This is a genomic window from Nocardia sp. CA-107356 (genome assembly GCF_050946365.1).
Lineage (GTDB): Bacteria > Actinomycetota > Actinomycetes > Mycobacteriales > Mycobacteriaceae > Nocardia.
The window spans coordinates 157,641-177,049 of sequence record NZ_CP191992.1; the positions used below are offsets into that span (position 1 = coordinate 157,641).

The window sequence follows — 19,409 nt, forward strand, 5'->3', positions numbered from 1 at the left end:
ACTGATTCCTAGCTAATTCGGCCGAATTGCCATTGGCTGTCTGGTACTGCCGATAGATCACTGAGTCGTGCGCCGGGCCCTCTCGAGTACCTCCTCCTCTGTGAGAGCACTTTCGCCGTGGTGGCTCAGGCACATGGGTGTCTGGGTTTTCGCGAAGGTTGCGCCCTCGGTTGCTCCGTAGAACTGGCCCGCGCCTAGGCTGGAGATGTCGTCGATTCGCCCGCCACGGGCCCGCGCCAGTTCTTCGACCACCCGGATCTGTACCGAGGCGCCCAGTCGCCCGTAGAACTGCGTGGCCGCATTGCCGCTGACCAAGTTGTGCAGTGCCTTTGGTGCTTGGGTTGCGTAGACCATGCCCAATCCATACTTCCGGGCCTGAGTGGCCAATCTGAGTGTGCTCTGCTTCGATGCAGCTGCCTGCTGCGCCGGAACGAAGGTCTGCGCCTCGTCCAGTACGAGCAGCGCCCCGAGTGGCCGATCACCCGCAGGATGCCGCTTGATCCAGGCGAACAATGCCAACTGCAGTTGGTTGACGAAGGTTTCGGGTTGTCCGTCCGCAAGGCCGATGCAGCTGATCACCGAGACCCTGGCGCGCTTGCCGACTGCAGGGGCGAGCAAAGCGCCCGGGTCTAAACGGTGTCCGGCGCCACGGAACACTGGATCGGTGATCATGGCCGCGCGTAGTTCGTCAGCCATGCCCTCGGCAAGCTGTCCTGCCTTTCGGATTGTGCTCACCCCCTGGGGCAAATTGGCGAGCAGGGCGACGAAATCGTCCAACTGGCCGCCGCCCTGGTGGGCGAAATACGTCAGAGCTTCGGTTAGCACGGCCGTGCCTCTGCGTGCTTGCGCACGTGGCAGGCCTGTCTTCGGGATCAAACCCGCGACTGCGGCATCGACCGCAGTCCGCAATTCATCTGGATCATCACCTGCCTCCGTGAAATCGGGCAAGGGGTTCAATGCAATTGGTCTGCCCGATTCCCGTCCTGGAGTCCAGACAACCACGTCGGCGCTCGCGAAGTACTCCTCGGCGCGCTTTGCATCGCCGATGCCCAACCGTCGGGCCGTTGTGGCCACCGATCGCCCAGGCGCGCCAGATCGTTGTTGCTATCGATCAGGATGGACGACACCCCATGCAGCGCAACCTCTTCCACCAGTCGGCGGAGCAGGACGGTCTTCCCGGACCCGCTGCCCGCGAATACCGCCGTATGCTTGCGGAGCAACACCAAGGGGATCCGGAATTCCCGACCATTGATGTTTCGGCCCAGGCAGAGTGACGGTACATCGTTGTCGGCTGACGCAGGTGCCGTCGACGCGAGTTCATCGCGCTGGGCAGAGTCATCTGCAAGTGCTTCCGTGGCCGTTGCTGTGATCGTGGGCTCCGCTGTGACTGCCGGTTCCGCCCGCAGTGCGGCGGTCAGTGCGCTACCGATAGCCTGGCTGAACAGCTGGGATCGGCTGGCTGGCTGACGCGCGATCAGCCAGCCGGAGAATCCGGCCCGGGCGGAGGCGGCCATTTTCTCCAGTGCAGAAAAGGTGCGTAGGTCGTCTTCGCATATTGGCAACGCGAGGCCGCCTGCTGCCTCGAATTCGGACAGTGTCTGTTTGGTGACCGGTCCCTGCGAGAACGGGATGTTGCGCACCACCACTAGGTGTCGCTTGTTCAGGCCCGGCTGGATGTCGGCTTCCAACCAGGCTGAACGCAGGCGAGTAAGCACTGCACGCGCGTTGGTGTGGCCGATGGCGCGAAAGCTCCAGTGCTTCTCGTCCTCGCTGGCCTCGTCGAGTGTCTGGCGCAGCCTGGCATGCAGCGCCGGCTGGACCCGCGTCTGCGGATCGATCGTCAGATCCTGGGCGTTTCCACGTTGCTCGAGCGCATAACAGTGGAGGGCCGCATTCAGCACAGCGGACATGCGCTCGTCCTCGCTACGGTGATCCAGAGGAGCAGCCACGTCTGCCGCCGTGCGCAGCCGGGCGAATTCGGCGTCGAACGTGCCCAGATCGTTTGTGTCCGGCAGCGGCGTGGAGCTGTCCTCGATGGTTCCGCCGAAATGCGTGAGTTCACTGATCGTGTCGAGGTCCAGGCACCACTGCACATGGTCGGTTACCTGCCTCAACAGCTGCCGTGGGGTGTAGTGAGCGACATCGGGGTCGGCGAATGCGCTGGCCGCCACTGGCCAGGATGGGGCCGGTGGTTCGAAACCGATCTCGCCGTATTGACTCGCGAGGTGACGTTCGACGATCGACCGAGCCACGTCGGCGCTCGGCATAGCAGTCCTAAGCTTCAACACCGTAAAGCGGTCGGCGGCGGAGTTCACCGCACGTTGCTCGATGAGCTCCCACGACTTAGGGATGCACGCGGCGACGATGATGGTGCGGACTGTCTCTTCGCGCATGTTCATCAGGCCGTCGGCGAGATCGTTCGCTAGATGAACCTCGTCGGTCCGTCCGGATTGCGTGATCACGGTATCCACCTGGTCGATCGCGAGCACCACTGGTCCAGTAAGCGCGAAGAGCCAGGACAAGTCGTTGAAGATCTGCTGCGGCACGCGGCGGCGGCTGCGGAATCCCCACCTCATCTTGTCCGAGTCCTCGATACCGTCCTCCAACAGCAGAAAAGCGTGCCCGATGTCGCGCAGATCGCGATTATTGGCCTGGTAGAGCACCAGCGCCCGAAGCGTGTCTTCGTAGTCGCGCATCGACTGTGAGTCGCACTGCCGGACGCGGTCGATGAATTCGTCGAGATTCCGCCGGCTCAACTGGATTGTGCCGCGTAGCCGGATCCGCAACTCTTTGCCGCATTCGGTGTACTCGCTGAGCGCATCGATCATCCGACCCAGCTGCCCACCGTCGGCTCCACGCATCTGGTTGACGATCCCGTGGACCGCACCCGACCAGAACGATGCCCCGATGATCAACTTAGGCATGAAGAACGAGCCGCCCTGCTGCTGTACGAACTGGCGCAGCCAACCGAGCATGTGAGTCTTACCGACCCCGCGCTCGCCGCTGAGCACCAGCCCGGTTGGCTGGCTGCGCGGCCTGTCCTTTGCGGCGCGCACCGCCCGTTCGATTGCTGCAACTGCGCGTGGGTGCAAGCCGTCTACGTGATAGTTCAGCGAGCTCCAGATCCCGTCGGTGCCAAGCGTGCTGCTGAATTGGATCGCTGAAAGCGCTCTTCGCTGTTCATCATTCATTGTGGTACCTCGATGGCCAGCAGATGTCTTGCCGTACCGCCGAGCACCACCGCGGCCTGGCGATCGCGATCCGTGAGCGTCTTCTGATCGGCCTCCGCGTGCACATGGACGTCTTCGCGGCGGCCCAGCTGCTCTAGCGCCCGGTCGATCTCGTTTTTGGGCACACTGTCGAGGCGTTCTCGTAGGATGGCGAGCCGCACCGGAGCGCCACTGCCGCGGGTCAGTGCTGTGTAGGCTGCTTCCACCTGGCCTGTGACGTCCGGCCGAAAGACCTCGACGAGCGTGTGCCCAGTGTCGTCGAGATGGCGGCCTAAGCCAGCCAGTAGCGCGTACAGCGCACCACCCGTACAGCCGGACCGGGCAGGGCGGACATTGGATAGCTCGGCAGCACACCACATCGTGCCCCGTTCGGTGAGCTCGTGCACGTACGCACGGTTTACCTTAGTGCTGTCGACCAGCCCGAGTTCGTTGAGGTGCCTGCGATACTTGCCGTCGAGCTTTACTCCGGCCCGGGAATACAGTTCGGCATTGGTGAGCTCGCGAGCCTCCGCCATCAGTACGAGCAAGATGCAACGCTCGCTCAGGGTCAGCTGGTCATCGGACATGTCTGTTCCCGTTCTTTCGCAATCATGATGTCGTGCGGTCAGTCACGGTGAATCCTTGTGCTGCACTGTCGATTTCGCTCGTCCGTCGGGTGCGGGTGAGGAAGCCGACTGCGCGCACGACTAGGCCATCCCTATGCGCGGTCAAGGCGGCCGCGTAGTCTGCGGCATTGCTGAGTCGCACCGCCACCAGCTGCCGTTGTCCGTTGGTCTCGGCGCCGTCAGTAGTGAGGAAGCCGCGCACTTTGATGCGCCACCGGTCGCCATCCTTATCGTCGGACAGGCTGGTCACGAGACCTTCGACGACAGCTGAAACGGTATCCGCCGTCGGTTCGGTGATTCGACTGCCCGCGAGGATCCGGGCACCCGCGCCGCGCGGGAAGGTCACGGCCACATCATCTCGTGGGGCCAGCTGTGACCAGCGGAAGCCCAATTCGAAGGATGCGATGCGATCCGGTCCGGCCAAGACTGCCAGTGCGCTGCACACGGCTTCGGAGACACCGTCCCGAATGACTTGCTCGAAGGCGCCGGTCACTGACGAACGCGCCGCATACAGCACTGCCGTAGAAATCTGCAACACACGCAACGCCGTTCTGCGCCCGAGTGGCTCGGGGTCGTTGTCGAACGGGAGCCGGACGTCGAGTCCGAATGTGTCTTCGCTCAGCGATAGCAATGTTCGCTCGAGCAGAAGGCGCACTGCTTCCGGTGGCCTTCCCTGGAGGCTGGTTCGGTTGTCGCCCAATGACTCTCTGGCGCTGATCGCAATGAGATCTCGCACTGCGTCCAATACATCAGCGCCCATCGGCAGCGTAAGCGTTTCGAACGCTGTTTGAGTGCGATAGGACACGAGATCGGCAGCGGGAGTGGCCATGTCGCGCCAAATCGCCTCGGGCGAGCGGTCTTCGGCGTCAGCGGCACATCGCACCAGCTCGCGTAGCCGCTCTGCGGCGTCGGCCATGGTATCGGCTGGGGGGACGAGGACGTCGAATTCGCTTCGGCTCCAGACGTTCGCGTTGCGCCACTGGCCGGTGACCGCCCATCCGCGGGCGGCCAGATATGCGGTCACGTGCTCGATTCGTGGTGGCATCGTCATCGGCGGGTTCTATCCGATGGGGAGCACGACGTTGCCGACCACCAGGCTCCGCAAGCTCTCTGCGGTCAGCACGTTGCTCAGTGGGATCTTCACCCTGATGTGCCGATTCGGATCCGATGTGGGCAACGGTGGCTGGTCGCTCAGCGACACGTAATACCCGATATGGCGCAGCAGCAGTCCGTAGGTGCTCAGATCGGCGTATAGAGCAATGCTGGGTGGGACGTGTACGACAAACAAGTACCGCGGCACGGTGAAGTCGGTGCCTGCTAGCTTATTAAACTGGGCGTAGCTGAGCCGACTGTAATTGATCAGTCCATCGCTGACGTCGAGTTTGCGGACGGTCTTGACCTGAACGTCGATCCGCGGTGAGAAGCCGCGTGGGGTGCGCCCCGGCAGTTTCAGGCACAAATCGACCGCGTCGAGGTCCACGTCATCCTGCGACCAGATCAGCCCTGCCGCCGACGCCAGGACCCGGATGTAGTCGGCACCGAACTTGCCCTGGTGGTTGTTCTGATCTAGCACCGGAAACCCCCTCCGAGCAAGTAGCGATAGGCCCGCTGTGCCTATTCGTACTGTAGCGACGGGGTGGTCTTCGGGCCTGCGTTTTCGGCCCGCTCGATCCAACATGGTGGTTGGGGTTTCGCGAGAGCCTTTGGTCGAGAACCTGTTTTACTTGATCGCAGACCTTGATGACGCTTGCACACGCGGTGTTCTTTACCCCTGGGTCGATGTATAAGTTCCGACACGAGCTGGTTCGGGAACGACTGGCGGAACGTGAGTCAACGATGAGTGCGTTTGTGTCCGAGCTATCCAGAGTCGTCAAGACCCGACACACGCCAGGTGGGCAGTTCATGTAGCCAAGTGGGCGCATGCTCATTCCGAATTGCATACGTCCGGTGAGCCCTCGCCTTCCCGAGGGTGTGCTGTGGCCCGTCGTAGCGGGGATCGGATTCACGCTCGCCTGACGGTTGCCAGGCTTCGACGTCCCCGCCCGCCGGTCCACATCGAACCCCAACCGCAACTCCGAGCATCTTCACCGCACGAACGCGGTAGTGCGGCATGCCGAGCGAACGACCCGAGCTGACGCTTGGGGTGTGCGTGGTGGTCTCCGACGCGCCAGCGGAGCGCCGATCGCCGACAGCCCGGTGAAATCAGCGGTTCACGCCATAGTTTTCACCTGCCGAACGCCTATCGGCCTGATTCGAATCTCTGGCCCTTCGACCGTCAGAGTGTTCGGGTCGCGGAGCATTAGGCCCGCGAGTGTGTCTACAGGGCAGAGGTGTGCGTACCACCCTCGCGGGACGTGCGCCCACGCTCGCGGTCCGAATCCAACGGATCTGAGGGGATTCGTTGCGATAACCCGAAACAGTTGCCGCACATATCTATCCGCGTTCGCACCCGTAATGGCTCACATTGGTCAGGTCAGTAGGTTTGTGACTGGAGCCCTTTGAGCAGGTCCAGCGGTTGTGAGAGTTCTGATGCACCAGAATGGGTGCAGGAGGACGAGATCACGACATGGCGCGACGACGACACACCCCCGAGCAGATCATCCGCAAGCTGCGCGAGGGCGAGAAGCTGATCGGGGAGAAATTCTCGATCGAGGAGGTGTGCAAGCACCTCGAGATTTCCGAGGCTTCCTGGCATCGCTGGCAAGCCCAGTACGGCGGCATGAAATCCGACGACGCGAAACGGCTCAAAGAGCTGGAGCGCGAGAACGCGCGGTTGAAGAAGATGGTCGCCGAGCAGGCCCTCGATATCGACATGCTCAAGGAAGTGAACCGGGGAAACTATTGAGCCCGGACCGCCGTCGCAGGGCCGTGGTGGTTCTGCAGCAGCGGTTTCGGGTGTCGCAACGCCGCGCCTGCCGAGTGGTGGGGCAGTCGCGGTCGGTGCAACGTCGGCCGCGCGCGGTCGCCGAGGTCGAACGGACGCTGAGGGAGCGGCTGCGCGTGATCTCCCGGCGTCATCCGCGGTGGGGCTGGCGGAAGGCGCACGCGTTGTGCCGTGGCGAGGGTCTGGTAACCAACCACAAACGCACCCAACGACTCTGGCGTGAGGAGGGATTGAAGCGACCGAGTCGAGTGCGTAAGAAACGCCGCATCGGGCCGGGTCGGAATCAGCGTCTGAAGGCGTCGTTCCCGGATCAGATGTGGGCCCTGGATTTCCAGGTCGATGTCACTGTCGACGGTCGACAAGTCCGGTTCCTTAACATTGTCGACGAGTTCACGCGGGAAGCCTTGGCCACCAGAGCATTCCGGTCGTGCACCGCCGATCAGCTGGTCGGTGTGCTCCACGAGATCATCGTGGCCACCGGGCGGAAGCCGATGCACATTCGCATGGACAATGGCACCGAGATGACCGCGCACGCGATGCGGGATTGGTGCCGGTTCACCGGGGTCGATGCCTCGTTCATCGATCCGGGATCGCCGTGGCAGAACGGTGTCTGTGAGTCGTTCAATGGGCGTTTCCGCGACGAGTTCCTGTCCTGCGAGGTGTTTCATTCCCTGACCGAGGTGCGGGTCCTTGCCGAGGATTGGCGCATCGAGTACAACAGTTACCGGCCACACGGATCGCTGGGTTTCCTTACCCCGCAAGCATTCCGTGAGCAATGGGTACCGACCGAGTTCGAGCAGCAACTACAACTCGCATAGCCGGTGGACCTGCCATCGGGGCCCAGTCATTTGTGCCTCGCAACATACTGAAAAGTTCTTCTCCCGTAGCGCCGAACATCATAACGTCGAATTGGGGCTGCTCCTGGACAACCGGAGCCTCGCGGAATCTGTTGAGCGGCAGCTTTTCACCGTGCAGGATGCGCGATACGAGCAAGTCCTGCCATGACTCACAGCACTCGGAAACCGGAGCGGTCGGGTGCTATTTGAAGACGTGGACTGTCTGGGATGAGGCGACCGTGCACCTCGAGTTGTCTCTTGTCGCGGTGAGCGTCAATCGCTGCCTGATACTGCTCAGGCGAGAGCGCGACCCACACCGTTCCTACTGGTGTGGCGGGCGCGTTGTGGCCACCCGAGTCCCGGTCGGCGTCCTCCGAGCCGTCTGCGACAACAGCGTCTATGCCGTTGGAACCGCTACCCATCTCGAGGTCTCCGCGGATCCGCACGCGCAGTTCGTCACCGCTCGAGCTCAACATATCCACCAGACCCGTGACTGTGGCACGGCCAGATCTGAAAACCTCAACCAAGACCTTGGCCGCGGAGATAACAGCACCGATCCTCGGACTGTCGAATGACACAGTGAGCGGCCTGAGATCATCGGCATCGGCATGGGCCCAAGTGAATTCGACATCGAATGGACAACAGTTCCTGGCACCGCCGCCGAGCGTCCCCAACGCTGCGCACAAGTCGGACGACACGCCGATCGGAACTGCTTCCACGAATCGATCGAACATGCGCCGTTCGACCGCCTCGCCGGCAGCGGAATGCGCCGCTCGAGTCGCCTCATACAGCCGAGTCATTACTGTCCGTCCGTTCAACTCCCCGTTCAGCGACGGATCGAGCGTTGGCTCGCCCGCCGCCATGATCGGCACGCGCGCGTCGAAGATGTAACTTCCCGGCCGCGTCGTGCCGATACGCACTCGCTGCATGAAGTGATCAACGTACTTCGAACTTCGCCCCGTGTAGTGCAGCTTTGCGCCCAACTCAACGGTCTGCGCTGACACCTTGAAGAGGTCACGTATGCCCTGCATCGACTTCAGCGCCAATGGCAACGGGATTGTCCCGGATGCGGTTTCCGGGTGCAGATGGAACGATGGCATATCGTCATCCGGTTCGGATATATCGAGGACAACGTCTCGCGTCGTGCGATTCTCCGCGTTCGCCAGTTTGCTGACCGCGACAAGCAAGAGCTCGTCATAGTCCGCGTACTCGGCGTTTTCGGGCACGAGCAGGCGGGCACGATTCCGACTCCACATGCTGGATCCACGCCATACGCCATCACGCCGCCAGCCGTGACTGGCGAGGTAACTACGCAATGCGACCGAGCTGACAGGCGCTGCGAGTTCGTTCACGCCTGCTCACCCCTTCCACGGATCGAACAGCGTGAGCAATGTGCTCACGGTCAAAAGGTTGTTCTGCGGGATCAGAATCCTCGGGTACGAATCCGTGCGTGCATTCTGGATAGGCTGCTCACCTTCGAGCGACACCCAATAGGCAGCATGCGCGAGGGCCAGGCGCGAGTTGTCGGCCAGCGCGTACCTATCCGCGCTGTCCGGAACGATGACCACAACGAGATACCGCGGGATGTTTCGCCTCCCGGCCAGGGCGTTGAACTGTTTCTCGCTGAGTCGCCTGTAATGCCAGAAGCCGTTCCGTTCCTCTGGTGTTGACCAGCTCTTTACCTGGACCTGGATCGAAGGAAAGTCACTGTCGTCGTCCTCGTTCGGAATAGTCAGCTGCAGATCGACCCCAGTGCAGTCCGGTTGTGGATTCCACACCTGCAGACCCGCAGCTGCTGCGAGCGCACGCACGAAACCCTCGCCATAGTGTCCTTGGTGCTGATTGCGATCCAAGCACCATTGCCCCTGCACAGCGGCCTCCCCATCAACCCGAGCAATCAAGATCTACTTCAACTACGGTAACTTCCTCCGGGCGCTTCCGTGTGGTAACACCAGCTGTAGCCCATCTGTGACTGTCTTTGCCGCCCATCCGTTTCCGAGCGGTCGGTCGATATCATCCGATCGCTGTTCAATTGAGGTCAGTGATCGACCGAGTGACGTCCGCAACTCTGAAGCCGCCTGGTCACGATCATTTTTCGAAGCCGGGCAGTCTTTGCATGCTGCTCCATCGACAACATCCCCAAGCCGGACATCCTGCCGTCGGGCAGCGTTCGGGATCGGGCAAGCCAGTCCGATCTGTCGCAATGCTTCCGCTGAGGGGCAGGTATCGCAACGGCGGTGCAACCCAATGTCTGGGATCAGCCCCCGTGATCCGGTGCGGGAGACATCCCGGCACCCGGTGAGGGTGGTGACGTCGTCACCACCCCGAAGATCGCGGCGGGCAACGGCAGTGGTGACGGGGTCACCAGCGAGGTGGTAGCTTTGAATCTCGAAATGTACTGACAAGTTCTGAAAGGTCTGTTGCGGCCCAATATTTGGGTTAGCTCAGGCGATTGACCAGGGCTTTTGTGAAGCGCCGGAACAGGTTTCGAATCCCATCATCCGCTCTTATTATAGCGAGAGTTCAGAAGCGCACTTCGCCTACACTTTAGCTCGATCTGTTTGCGCCGTAAAGACTTTCTGTCGGACGTGATCGCTGCCTCCGTTTTGGCTTGCGGTTTCCTGGTGTGGCAGCGCGATTGGGTCTGTCTGGAGTCTCGTTATCCGTGCTGATGCAAAATTGCTGTCAGGCACTCCAGGCGAGCTGATCATGGGCTTTTGTCGGATCCTTATGTTGGCTGGGTCCCGTGACTTCTGGTCGGCGTGGTATCGCATGAACCATGGATGGTGATTGGTGGTCAGAACCATGCGTGTCGCTAGCCTCGATATTTCGCGGGGCTGACGTGGTTGCTTGAGCGGCTTCGGATTGCTGCTTCGATCGTAGTTTCCCGGACCTGGGCAGGGCAGTCGGCCCGCGCAGCGGGCTGACTGCCAGGTTCCACGAGCCCGGGAGGGATGGCTTCCTTGGTTGTAGGGACAATGTTCTTACTGGTCAGCCGGGTTGCAGGCGAGCCGCGGCGGTGGTGATCAGGTCGGTGAAGGGCGCGTGTCGGGCCAGGTGTAGCCGGGTCTTGCGGGCGTGGCGGGCGATCCGCCCCGCAGCGGAAAACACCCGTAGCCGAAGGGTTTTCGGCTCCCACCGGCGTCCGTCGTGATCGTGCAGGGCGATGGTTTGCAGCCACGCGGTCAGGTCCAACGCGAGCGCGACCAACGCGAGCCAGATGCGGTTGGCGTCGAACCCGTGGAACGGAAGATTCCGTAGACCGGTGTCTTTCGCGTTTCTGATCCGGTCTTCGCAGCGGGCCCGCCGCCGGTGGCGCAACTCTAAATCGGGGAGTTGACCTCGGGTGGTGTTGGTGACGAACGCGGTCAACCGCAATCCGTCATGGTCGGTGAACCGCAGTTGAGCACCGGGGTGCGGGCGTTCTTTCCTGACGATCAGGCGCATGCCGGGTGGCCAGCCGGTCAAGTCGGTGATGCCGGTGACTTCGACGACCCATGCGCCGGGCCGGACTCGGCCCTCGGCGTCGTATGCCGGTGTCCAGTCGCGGTCGGTGAGGTGGGTGTCCATGGCGGTGACGATGTCGTCGGTGAGGGTGAACCCGATCGAGTACTGCAGCCTGCGCCGGTGGCAGTAGTCGAGGAACTCATGGGTGCCGCCCCCGGAATCGGTGCGCACCAATACTTTCCGTCCGACCCGCCATAACGGCTGCCACGGCAGCTGGGCGAGGGCATCGGACAGGACCCGTTTGTGGTCGGCGGCAGTATTACTACCGGCGTTGCCCGGGCGCAGCATCGGCGCGGCGGGTTCGCCGGTCCCGGCCGGGCCGTGGTCGATGAACGACCACAGTGAGTGAAATCCGAAGCCACGCTTGAATGTTGGTGCCGCGTGTTGCTTTTCCGAGTGCGCGTCGGTGAGGGTGGCGTCGAGATCGATGATCAGCGGATCGTTGATGCTGATCCGGTGATCGGGGGCGTTGGATCCAGCCAGGATCCATGCCTGGGCGCGGGCGTCGGCGCGGGCAGAAGCGATGGCGGCCAACACTTTCGGTGCGTCAGCGGCCAGAGCGGTGATCGTGCGCGACACGGTCGGGTCCGAGGCCACCGAACCGAACACACCCGGTTCGGCCCGCAACAACGCCAGGTCCGCGGCGCAGTCACCACCGATCGCGAGGGTGACCGCCAGATCGAGCACGATCTTGCCGGGGTCGTGGATGGCCATCGGTTTGCGCCACGGCCTCAACTTTTCCGATAAACCGCTGGTCAACCCAGTCTTCTCGGCAGTGCGCAGTAGTAGCGCCGCGCCTGTGTGTGACGCCACGCCCGAGCCGTCACCGTCGATGTCGAGCCGCGGATACGCAGAGATAGACTTGCCCACCAGAAGGGTGCTCCACTACTTCGATCAATTCTTCCTTCGCAAGTCGAATTGTCGCAGGTCGGGGCACCTTTCGCCATTTCTATCGCAGGTCAGAGACTATTTCCATGACTGGGCGAGGCTAGACCTGGACTGCATCATGTCTGATCGGTCGAGGCGGCGGCAAGGAGGTCTTCAGGGATCCGGGGTTCGAGCTGTTTCGGACGGTAGGGTGGGTATCGTGGCAGAGGAATCGCCGGGCCAGCGGCTGCGTCTCGCGTTGGAGATGTATGAGTTCGGTGTGCGTATGCAGCGTGCCCGCATACGTCGGATGCGACCGGAGGCCACCGAGGTGGAGGTGGACGAGGCCGTTCAGGACTGGCTGCTTTCACGTCCTGGCGCGCCACTCGGTGATGCAGCTGGCCATGCGTCGTCTCGGTTCGCATGAACCAACTCGAGGCGGCGCTGCGTCGTGCGGCGTCGGATCTTCGTCGGCATGGTTACGCCTGGGCGCTCGTGGGTGGCTTTGCGGTGTCGGCACGGTCGGCGCCACGGTTTACTCATGACATTGACGTAGCGGTGGCGGTTGCAGATGACCGCGGTGCTGAGGAATTGGTTCGTCTACTCATCGCCGAGGGCTACGGATTCTATGCTTCGGTGGAGCACGATAACGGCAGGCTGGCTACCGTCCGGCTGAAGCGCGCCATCGATGGCGTATCGGTCCTGGTCGACATCCTGTTCGCCAGTTCGGGAATTGAGTCCGAGATCGTGCGGGCCGCAGAGAACCTGGAGATCGTGCCCGGGTTGACGCTGCCGGTCGCGACTACTGGCCACCTCATCGCGCTCAAACTGTTGGCCCGAGACGATGTTTCGCGCCCACAGGATCTCGCAGATCTGCATGGCCTGCTGGCAGCTGCCTCCCATGAGGACATCGCGCAGGCTGAGAGCGCCGTCCGTTTGATCACCGAACGCGGCTTCAACCGTGACCGTGACTTGCTGGTGTCGCTGCATGAACTGACCACGGCCCGCTGAGAGATCTCACCGCGGCCATTCAGCGAATTCCGTTGCCCGGCTTGGGTGCGTATGGCTCATGTAGTTGTTGTCGGCGGCGTTGTGACCGTATTCCAGTTGTGGGGTTTGCGTGGGTCGGGGAATCCGAGGGTGACGTAGCCGGGGGCGCGTTTGTGCAGTGATGATGCGAGCACCGGGGTACGGATGTCGTAGTAGTCGTGGACGGTGGCGGTGGTTTTATTGGGATGCGGTCGGGTGATGCGCCCGACGTATTGGACGAGGCGTCCTTTGAACGAGATCGGGGACGCGAGGAAGAGGGTGTCGAGGGCGGCGCAGTCGAAGCCTTCCCCGATGAACGAGCCGGTGCCGACGAGTAGCAGCGGTGATCCATTGGCTTGGCGGGTGCGGATCGTTTCCGTAATTGCTTGGCGGTCGCGGGCTTTCATGCCGCCGCGGAGCCCGATGATGTCGTGGCAGCCTGCGTCGGTGAGGCGGTCGGTGATCGCTTCGAGGTGGTTGACCCAGGTGGTGAGAACCAGTATTTGTGCGCCGGCGTGGTGCGCGGTCTGGATGTCGGTGGTGATCTGCTCTAGGCGGGCTTCGTCGGCGACCAGCGCCCGATAGATCTCGGCCATTCCGCCCGGTTGGGACGGATCGGCGTCGCCGTCGTAGGCGAATTGCGTCGGATGAATCTCGAGCACGGGGTGGGGTGCAGGCGTTTCACCGTTGGTCTGTAGTTGTCCTGCCGCGGGACTGTCGACAGTGTGGGTGCGTGAGCCGAGTTGGTGGTAGATCAGGTCGTCGAGTTGGTCGCGCCGGTAGGGGGTGGCCGTGAGTCCGAGCCAGTATTTGGCGGGGATTTGGTTGAGTACGTCGGTGAAGGCGGATGCGGCGATGTGGTGGCATTCGTCGACGATGACGAATCCGTAGCCGTTGGTGAGTTCGTCTACGTTGGTACGGCGTGCCAGGGTGGGGAGCAGGGCGACCGATGACGCCGGTGGTCTTGGATCGGCCGCCGCCGATTTGTCCACACTTGAATCCGAGATGGTCAGCGATCCGGACCCGCCACTGGTCCGCCAGGGCTTTGCGGTCGACGAGGATCAATGTGGTCGTGGCCCGGGAAGCGATTGCGGCGCAGGCGATGACGGTTTTGCCAGTACCGGGTGGTGCGACAATTACACACATGTCGTCGACCTCGATGTCGTCTACCGCGGCTTGCTGTTCGGGCCGCAATTCCGCCGAGCAATGGAACGACTGTGGGTCGCCTTCGATTCGGTTGTCTTCGATTCGCAGTGTGCTGTCGGCGGATTCGACCAGTGTGGTGAGTAGGGCAATAGTCCGCGGGGGAGGACGAGGTCGCCGTCGAGGGTTTCGTCGTAGCTGCGCAGGAATCGTGGTGTGTCCCAGGTACTTCGGCGGGCGCGCTGGCGGGTGTAGAACTCGGGGTTCGGGATGGACGCGGCGTGCTTGACCGCCGAAATCATGGCGGGGCCCAGATCAGCAGCGGTCAGTTGGAGCCTGGCTGCGAATGTTGCGCGCACCACGGCTGCCGGGCGTGGCATGATCCGCGAAGAGGTCGGCAGCTGCAGGCGCCGAACATTGTGTCCGACTTTTGGTTCGGGCAGCGTGTCGGTAAGTGCGGCAACTTGTTTCGGTGACAGTCGCGGGATGCTCGAGAGGTAGGCCCACTGGTCCTCGAAGGGTTCGAGAGTGGCCGGATCCAGGAACAAGGTGGTGCCGTGCTGGCGTCGGGTTCCATTTAATGGTGCGGCGATGAGATTGCCCATGCCGCGGCCGGTGTGCGTGTCCTGCGACGGAAACAGTCGGTCATAGCTGGACAGATTCATGCTTCCGCGCAGCTGGATCGCCTCGGCGAGCAGGCCGGTGGCGATCCGTCGAGCCAGGGCAGCGGCGGTGGCCTGTGCGAAAAAGATCCACACATGCGCACCTCGGCCGGATTGCGACACCTCGAGTGCTGCGGGGATGTCCTTGGTGCGGGCTGCTTTGAGGTATGCCAAGGCGTCGAGCATCGCGGTGTCTTTGTCGAAGTCCGCGGCGACCCACCAGCAGGTGTCGTCGTCGCCCAGCGGATACAAGCCGATATGGTGCGCCCCGCGCAGATGGGCGGCGACGACCTCGTCGGTGAGCGGCAGGTACGACGCCTCCGATCGCGACATGCCGGTGCGCCAACGTCCCCGGATCGCGGGCATCCAGCCCGATCGACCGTCCCGGGGGTTCTCCCAGCGAATCGCGTAAATATCGGGGCGGCAACGGAACAAGTCGAGGTAGAACCGGACCTTGGCTTCCGGAGCAGAACGCATGTCGATCGGGTTCGACACTGCGGTCTGGTCCGGATCGGCTGCGCGCGCCTGGTTTTCGGTGAGGTCGAGCAACCGCCGCAGGCGGGCGTTGTCGGCACGGAGGGCCTCGAGCTCGCCGGGGAACCGTTCCACGGCCATCCAGTGTGCCGTGCCGTCGTTTCTACCGCTGAGGGTGGTATCGGATTGGGTGGATCATTCCGGCCACCGCTCGAGTTGCGGACAAGCCTAATCGACCGACGCGATTGCTCCCGCAACCCCACCGCCTCCGACCGCGACGGCAAATTCGGCCTATACGAATCGTGACTCTGCATCTGGTTCCGAGTAACCATCGAAGTGGACGATCAGACCTACAGATCCTTGGAGTTCGCAGCACGTATGAGCGGCAGCACGGCGGGTGATGTTGTGGCCAAACTGGTGGCTGCTGCAAGCTTTCCTATCCCCACAACGAGGGTTGAGGTAGAGAAAACCAAGACGACAATCAAGGTCTCGGTCTACGCCGACTACGAGGGTCACCGTACGCACGGCTCCTACGACCGCGACACCACCCGGATCGACATCACATCGGGACCGCTCGCCGGACGGAGCTCAAGACACCGACCGGAGCGGCCGCGCTGTGCCCATGGCGAGTCGCCGCCCGTGTCGCCTCAATGCCGTTTACCCGTCCGCGGCACCGAAGTCGATCGCGCACCGCCTATCAGCCCCGACTCGCCTCGATGTCGACGGTGACCAGGCGTCTGATGAAGGCCGGCTTGCTGGTGTGCCGTTCACGCAATGCTCTCGCCTGCCGCGCGAAGACATCCGTGCGGCCGTCCCGTTCGGCGAGATCGCGCAGGTCGGTGAGCAACTCGATCGCCGCGTCGTACTGGCCCGACTTCTTGGTCGCGACCATTACTTCAATTCGTTGCCAGGCACCGTCCTGGTCGCGGGCTAGCTCGTTCAACCGCCGTTCGCGTTGACGTGCCCGCCGGGCCTCGAGCCGAGCGTGCTGTTCGGCCCGGACAGCTGCCTCACGGCGTTCCCGCTCGCTGCGGTGTCGGGCCGTACTGTCTAGCAGGTCAGCGACGGTACGCCGTGGTGCCTGGTCGGGTGCGGCCGTCGTGGACTCGCGGAATCGGCGCAGAAGTTCGATATGAACACTCGCCGCGTCGTCACCGGCGACACGCAGCAACAGCCGATCTTTCTCTGCCACATCGAGATCGGCGATCCATGCGGCGAGAGCACGCGGATCATCGGCCACCGCGTCGAGATCGGGGCTCGCCGCCGCCGCGACGTGCAGCAGATCGCGGTCCAGCCGCAGGAAGTCGGCCATCGCCCGCTGAGCGCCGGTGAGTGTACGCAGTCCCGGCGGCACCGGCGGCTCGAGTTGGTCATCATGATCGCGGCCGAAGGCCCACTCATCGCGTTCCCACCTGCCGTACCCGGCCAACCAAGCCAAATACAGTGGTCGCAGATCTCCGGCGGCAAGATCGGCGCGTACTCCGACGACGGCCGACAACGAAGTCTGCGCGTCCTCCACCCAGTCACCGGACTCGTCCTCACTCGAGAAGCCGAGAATGATGTTCCTGCCGGATGTTTCGGCGGTAACACAGTCGCCGAGACAGTACTGTTCTGCCACCTCGGGACCGAGCAGTGTGCGCGCCAGTCGGAACATCAGCTGGCGAGTCCCCCAATTCGCCAGATACAGGTGCGCGTCGTAGTAGCGCTCGACCATCCGACGTATATCACCCCGGAAACTGCCCCAGTGGTATTCGTTGACGAAGCTCGTCGCGGTGATGCGCGCCCGGGTGGACAAGGCTCGCACCTCCGCCTGCTGACGGTCGTCCAGCGGACGGTCGAGGGCGACGAACTCGTAGTACTGGTACTCACTCACGACGGCACCTCGAACGGCTCTGCGGTAAAAGCGGAGTCATCACCGAGATGGAAGAACAGGTGTCCGCGCAGCGTGGCAGATTCGGTCAGGACCGCCCAGCCGCGACCGTTGACCGGCTCCCCCTCGTCATTACCTTCCCAACTGAACTCCACGCACTCACGACCGTCACGGATCCCGATGCGGCAATCCATCCACCCGCGCACGGCGATGAATCCGAACTCACCTGTCCCACCAGAGCGGAACTCCATGAATCCAGGCTCGACAAGATCGATGGCTTCGCGATCCCACAAGTCCATCGCCACGATGCGCCAACGTCCCGCCACAGTCATCGACATTCCCGTCCATATGTGTCCAACATCCCGGCGAGGATAGTCATGGTCATGCCACTGCCAGTCGGTGACCGGTCCCACCCGAACACTATGTGGCACATCAGGTTCAATGATGCGGTGATCAAGACAGCCCCGTGATCCGGTGCAGACATCCCGTCAGCCGGTGAGGGGTGAGGACATCGTCACCTCCCCGAAGATCGCAGCGGGCAAAAGGGGTGGTTTCTATGTCACCAGACAGGTGGCAGCTTGGTGACCCGCAACGTACTGAAAAGCTCTGAAAGGTCTTTTGAGGCCCGACATTTGGGGTAGTTCAGGCGATTGACCAGGGCTTTTGTGAAGCGCCGCAGCAGGTTCGAATCCCGTCATCCGCTCCACGAAAACACCAGGTCAGTAGCGTGAGCTACCTGGTGAAGGTGTGCATGTCACCACTTGCGGTCACGACAGCTTCTCAGGGCACCCACCGGGTCTGGAGGCTTCATGCTCACACCACGCCCGCGATCCCGTAGCAACGGGTCGAAGCCTGGCAGGTTCCGTTCCACTACTACGACGAATTCAGGTGCTCAGCTCGTCGGCTGATGAATCTGTTGTTCAGATTGCTCAGGTCGGGTCGCCTGAGGTGATCTCACCCTCGGGCGACCCGGCCTGAGGCAAACGGGGTCGAGACCGGCCTCGTCAGGCGTCGAGTGCCTGGTAGAGCGTGGTCCAGAAGTCGTGGATGAGCCACGCCGGATCCGGGGTCGACAACCCGACCTGGGTCAACAGAATTCCGGTGAGCTGGTTGCTCGGGTCGGCGTAGGCGGATGTGCCGGTGCCGCCGTCCCAACCGAACTGGCCGATGGGAGCGTAGTCGCCACGGTAGGTGCGCATCGCCATCCCGAAGCCCCAGCCACCCTGCTGCCCTTGACCGAACGACACATGGACGTTGTTCTTGGCCAGCGCATTTCGGGCGGCATTCTGTTCGGGCGTGAGGCGGTTGGTGGTCATCAGCTCGACGGCGGGCCGGGACAGGATCCGTTCGGTCCCGTGCATCCCGTGGTTCAGCAGCATCTGGAAGTAGGCGTGATAGTCGTCGGCGGTGGAGACCAGCCCGCCGCCGCCATGCTGGAACGCCGGAGGCTGGCTGTACCTTCCGCCTGCTGCCTCGTCCCACACGATGAACTCGCCAGTCTGCGGGTCGGGGGCGTAGCTGGGCGGCAGCCGGTCGATCTTGCCGGCGGGCACGTGGAAGCCGGTGTCGGTCATCCCCAGCGGCTCGAAGATGCGTTCGCGGAGAAACGTTCCGAACGGCTGACCCGAGACCCTGGCGACGAGCACGGCGAGGACATCGTGGCTGAGTTCGTACTGCCACCGCTCGCCGGGCTGGTACGACAGCGGCAGCTCGCCCAGGCGGCTCATCCACTTGTCCGGCTCGGGCGCCAATGCGGCTTCCCCGCTGTAGTTAGCCCGGTCGAGAACCGCGTCCATGATCGGAGATCCCATCAACGTGAGATCCACTCCGAGCCCGAACGTGGAGGTCAGCAGGTCCCGTACGGTGATCGGTCGCTGCGCCGGCACGGTGTCCTCCAGCGGCCCGTCGGCCCGGCGCAGCACCTGACGGTCGGCCAGTTCGGGCAGCCACGGATCTACCGGGTCGTCCAGCCGCAGACGACATTCGTCGAGCAGGATCATCGCCGCCGCCATCGTGACCGGCTTGGACGTGGACGCCATCCGGAAGATCGTGTCCCGGCGCATCGCAGCGTCACCGTCGGCGCGCATCGTCCCGATCGCTTCGACATGCGTCTGGCCGCCCCGGCTGACCAGGGCGACGACCCCGGGAATCTTTCCGGACTCGACATGCCCGGCCAGCACGTCGCGCATTCTGCCCAGCCCTGCCTTGGAGAAGCCGCTGTTGTTGTGTTCCATCATCAATCTCCTGCTTATAGTGTTCGATCTGCGGGACCCGTCGCGGTTCGGCGCCCATGGCCTCGACG

At 62.9% G+C, this 19,409-nt stretch carries 16 protein-coding genes and 1 pseudogene; 3 read left to right on the forward strand and 14 right to left on the reverse strand.

What is annotated here, in order from left to right; translation table 11 throughout:
- Positions 1-57: 57 nt before the first annotated feature.
- The 5 genes from ACQP1G_RS00735 to ACQP1G_RS00755 form a co-directional block, all read right to left on the reverse strand.
- Positions 58-1,053 carry an ATP-binding protein gene (locus ACQP1G_RS00735; protein ID WP_433197336.1) on the reverse strand — a complete coding sequence of 332 codons (996 nt, stop codon included), beginning with the start codon at positions 1,051-1,053 and terminating at the stop codon, positions 58-60.
- Positions 954-2,696, reverse strand: coding sequence for a helicase HerA domain-containing protein (locus ACQP1G_RS00740; RefSeq protein WP_433197338.1), 1,743 nt, complete (start codon positions 2,694-2,696; stop codon positions 954-956). The genes ACQP1G_RS00735 and ACQP1G_RS00740 overlap by 100 nt, the downstream gene beginning before the upstream one ends.
- A gap of 491 nt (positions 2,697-3,187) precedes the next feature.
- Positions 3,188-3,796, reverse strand: coding sequence for a hypothetical protein (locus tag ACQP1G_RS00745; RefSeq protein WP_433197340.1), 609 nt, complete (start codon positions 3,794-3,796; stop codon positions 3,188-3,190).
- A gap of 22 nt (positions 3,797-3,818) precedes the next feature.
- Positions 3,819-4,886, reverse strand: a complete 1,068-nt coding sequence (locus ACQP1G_RS00750; RefSeq protein WP_433197342.1) for a hypothetical protein — start codon at positions 4,884-4,886, stop codon at positions 3,819-3,821.
- Between the two features lie 9 nt (positions 4,887-4,895).
- The gene (locus ACQP1G_RS00755) at positions 4,896-5,408 is read right to left on the reverse strand and encodes a DUF4365 domain-containing protein (RefSeq protein ID WP_433197344.1); all 513 of its coding nucleotides are present in this window, start codon (positions 5,406-5,408) and stop codon (positions 4,896-4,898) included.
- Positions 5,409-6,401: 993 nt separating this feature from the next.
- Between ACQP1G_RS00755 and ACQP1G_RS00760 the strand changes: the two genes are divergently transcribed.
- Positions 6,402-7,537, forward strand: a protein-coding gene (locus ACQP1G_RS00760; RefSeq protein WP_433191779.1) for an IS3 family transposase whose coding sequence is annotated in 2 segments (ribosomal slippage) — positions 6,402-6,663 and positions 6,663-7,537 — 1,137 coding nt in all. Because the reading frame shifts where the segments join, the coding sequence is not laid out codon by codon here.
- 188 nt (positions 7,538-7,725) lie between these two features.
- Here the strand turns inward: ACQP1G_RS00760 and ACQP1G_RS00765 are convergent.
- The 3 genes from ACQP1G_RS00765 to ACQP1G_RS00775 form a co-directional block, all read right to left on the reverse strand.
- Positions 7,726-8,601, reverse strand: coding sequence for a hypothetical protein (locus tag ACQP1G_RS00765; protein ID WP_433197346.1), 876 nt, complete (start codon positions 8,599-8,601; stop codon positions 7,726-7,728).
- A 312-nt stretch (positions 8,602-8,913) separates the two neighbouring features.
- Positions 8,914-9,426 carry a DUF4365 domain-containing protein gene (locus ACQP1G_RS00770; protein WP_433197348.1) on the reverse strand — a complete coding sequence of 171 codons (513 nt, stop codon included), beginning with the start codon at positions 9,424-9,426 and terminating at the stop codon, positions 8,914-8,916.
- 1,120 nt (positions 9,427-10,546) lie between these two features.
- A complete protein-coding gene (locus tag ACQP1G_RS00775) occupies positions 10,547-11,932 on the reverse strand; it encodes an IS1380 family transposase (protein ID WP_433192986.1) in 1,386 nt (461 codons plus the stop codon).
- Positions 11,933-12,149: 217 nt separating this feature from the next.
- Here ACQP1G_RS00775 and ACQP1G_RS00780 point away from each other — a divergent pair, with 217 nt between their 5' ends.
- Positions 12,150-12,356 carry a hypothetical protein gene (locus tag ACQP1G_RS00780; RefSeq protein ID WP_063047351.1) on the forward strand — a complete coding sequence of 69 codons (207 nt, stop codon included), beginning with the start codon at positions 12,150-12,152 and terminating at the stop codon, positions 12,354-12,356.
- The gene (locus ACQP1G_RS00785) at positions 12,353-12,940 is read left to right on the forward strand and encodes a nucleotidyl transferase AbiEii/AbiGii toxin family protein (protein ID WP_433197350.1); all 588 of its coding nucleotides are present in this window, start codon (positions 12,353-12,355) and stop codon (positions 12,938-12,940) included. Before ACQP1G_RS00780 ends, ACQP1G_RS00785 begins: the two co-directional genes overlap by 4 nt.
- A 56-nt stretch (positions 12,941-12,996) precedes the next feature.
- Here ACQP1G_RS00785 and ACQP1G_RS00790 read toward each other — a convergent pair whose 3' ends face one another.
- The 6 genes and pseudogenes from ACQP1G_RS00790 to ACQP1G_RS00815 all read right to left on the reverse strand — a co-directional run bounded on the left by ACQP1G_RS00790 (position 12,997) and on the right by ACQP1G_RS00815 (position 19,344).
- A complete protein-coding gene (locus ACQP1G_RS00790) occupies positions 12,997-13,950 on the reverse strand; it encodes a DEAD/DEAH box helicase (protein ID WP_433197352.1) in 954 nt (317 codons plus the stop codon).
- A 46-nt stretch (positions 13,951-13,996) separates the two neighbouring features.
- Positions 13,997-14,104 (reverse strand): annotated as a pseudogene (locus tag ACQP1G_RS00795) (DEAD/DEAH box helicase family protein); the annotation flags it as partial.
- A gap of 20 nt (positions 14,105-14,124) precedes the next feature.
- Positions 14,125-15,378, reverse strand: a complete 1,254-nt coding sequence (locus ACQP1G_RS00800) for a TOTE conflict system archaeo-eukaryotic primase domain-containing protein (RefSeq protein WP_433197354.1) — start codon at positions 15,376-15,378, stop codon at positions 14,125-14,127.
- 556 nt (positions 15,379-15,934) lie between these two features.
- On the reverse strand, positions 15,935-17,110 hold the full coding sequence (locus ACQP1G_RS00805) for a hypothetical protein (RefSeq protein ID WP_433197356.1): 1,176 nt from the start codon (positions 17,108-17,110) through the stop codon (positions 15,935-15,937).
- Complete coding sequence (locus ACQP1G_RS00810; RefSeq protein ID WP_433197358.1) at positions 17,107-17,520, reverse strand: hypothetical protein; 414 nt, start codon at positions 17,518-17,520, stop codon at positions 17,107-17,109. Before ACQP1G_RS00810 ends, ACQP1G_RS00805 begins: the two co-directional genes overlap by 4 nt.
- 591 nt (positions 17,521-18,111) lie before the next feature.
- Entirely contained in the window at positions 18,112-19,344 is a 1,233-nt protein-coding gene (locus ACQP1G_RS00815) for a serine hydrolase domain-containing protein (protein WP_433197360.1), read from the reverse strand.
- Positions 19,345-19,409: the final 65 nt, after the last annotated feature.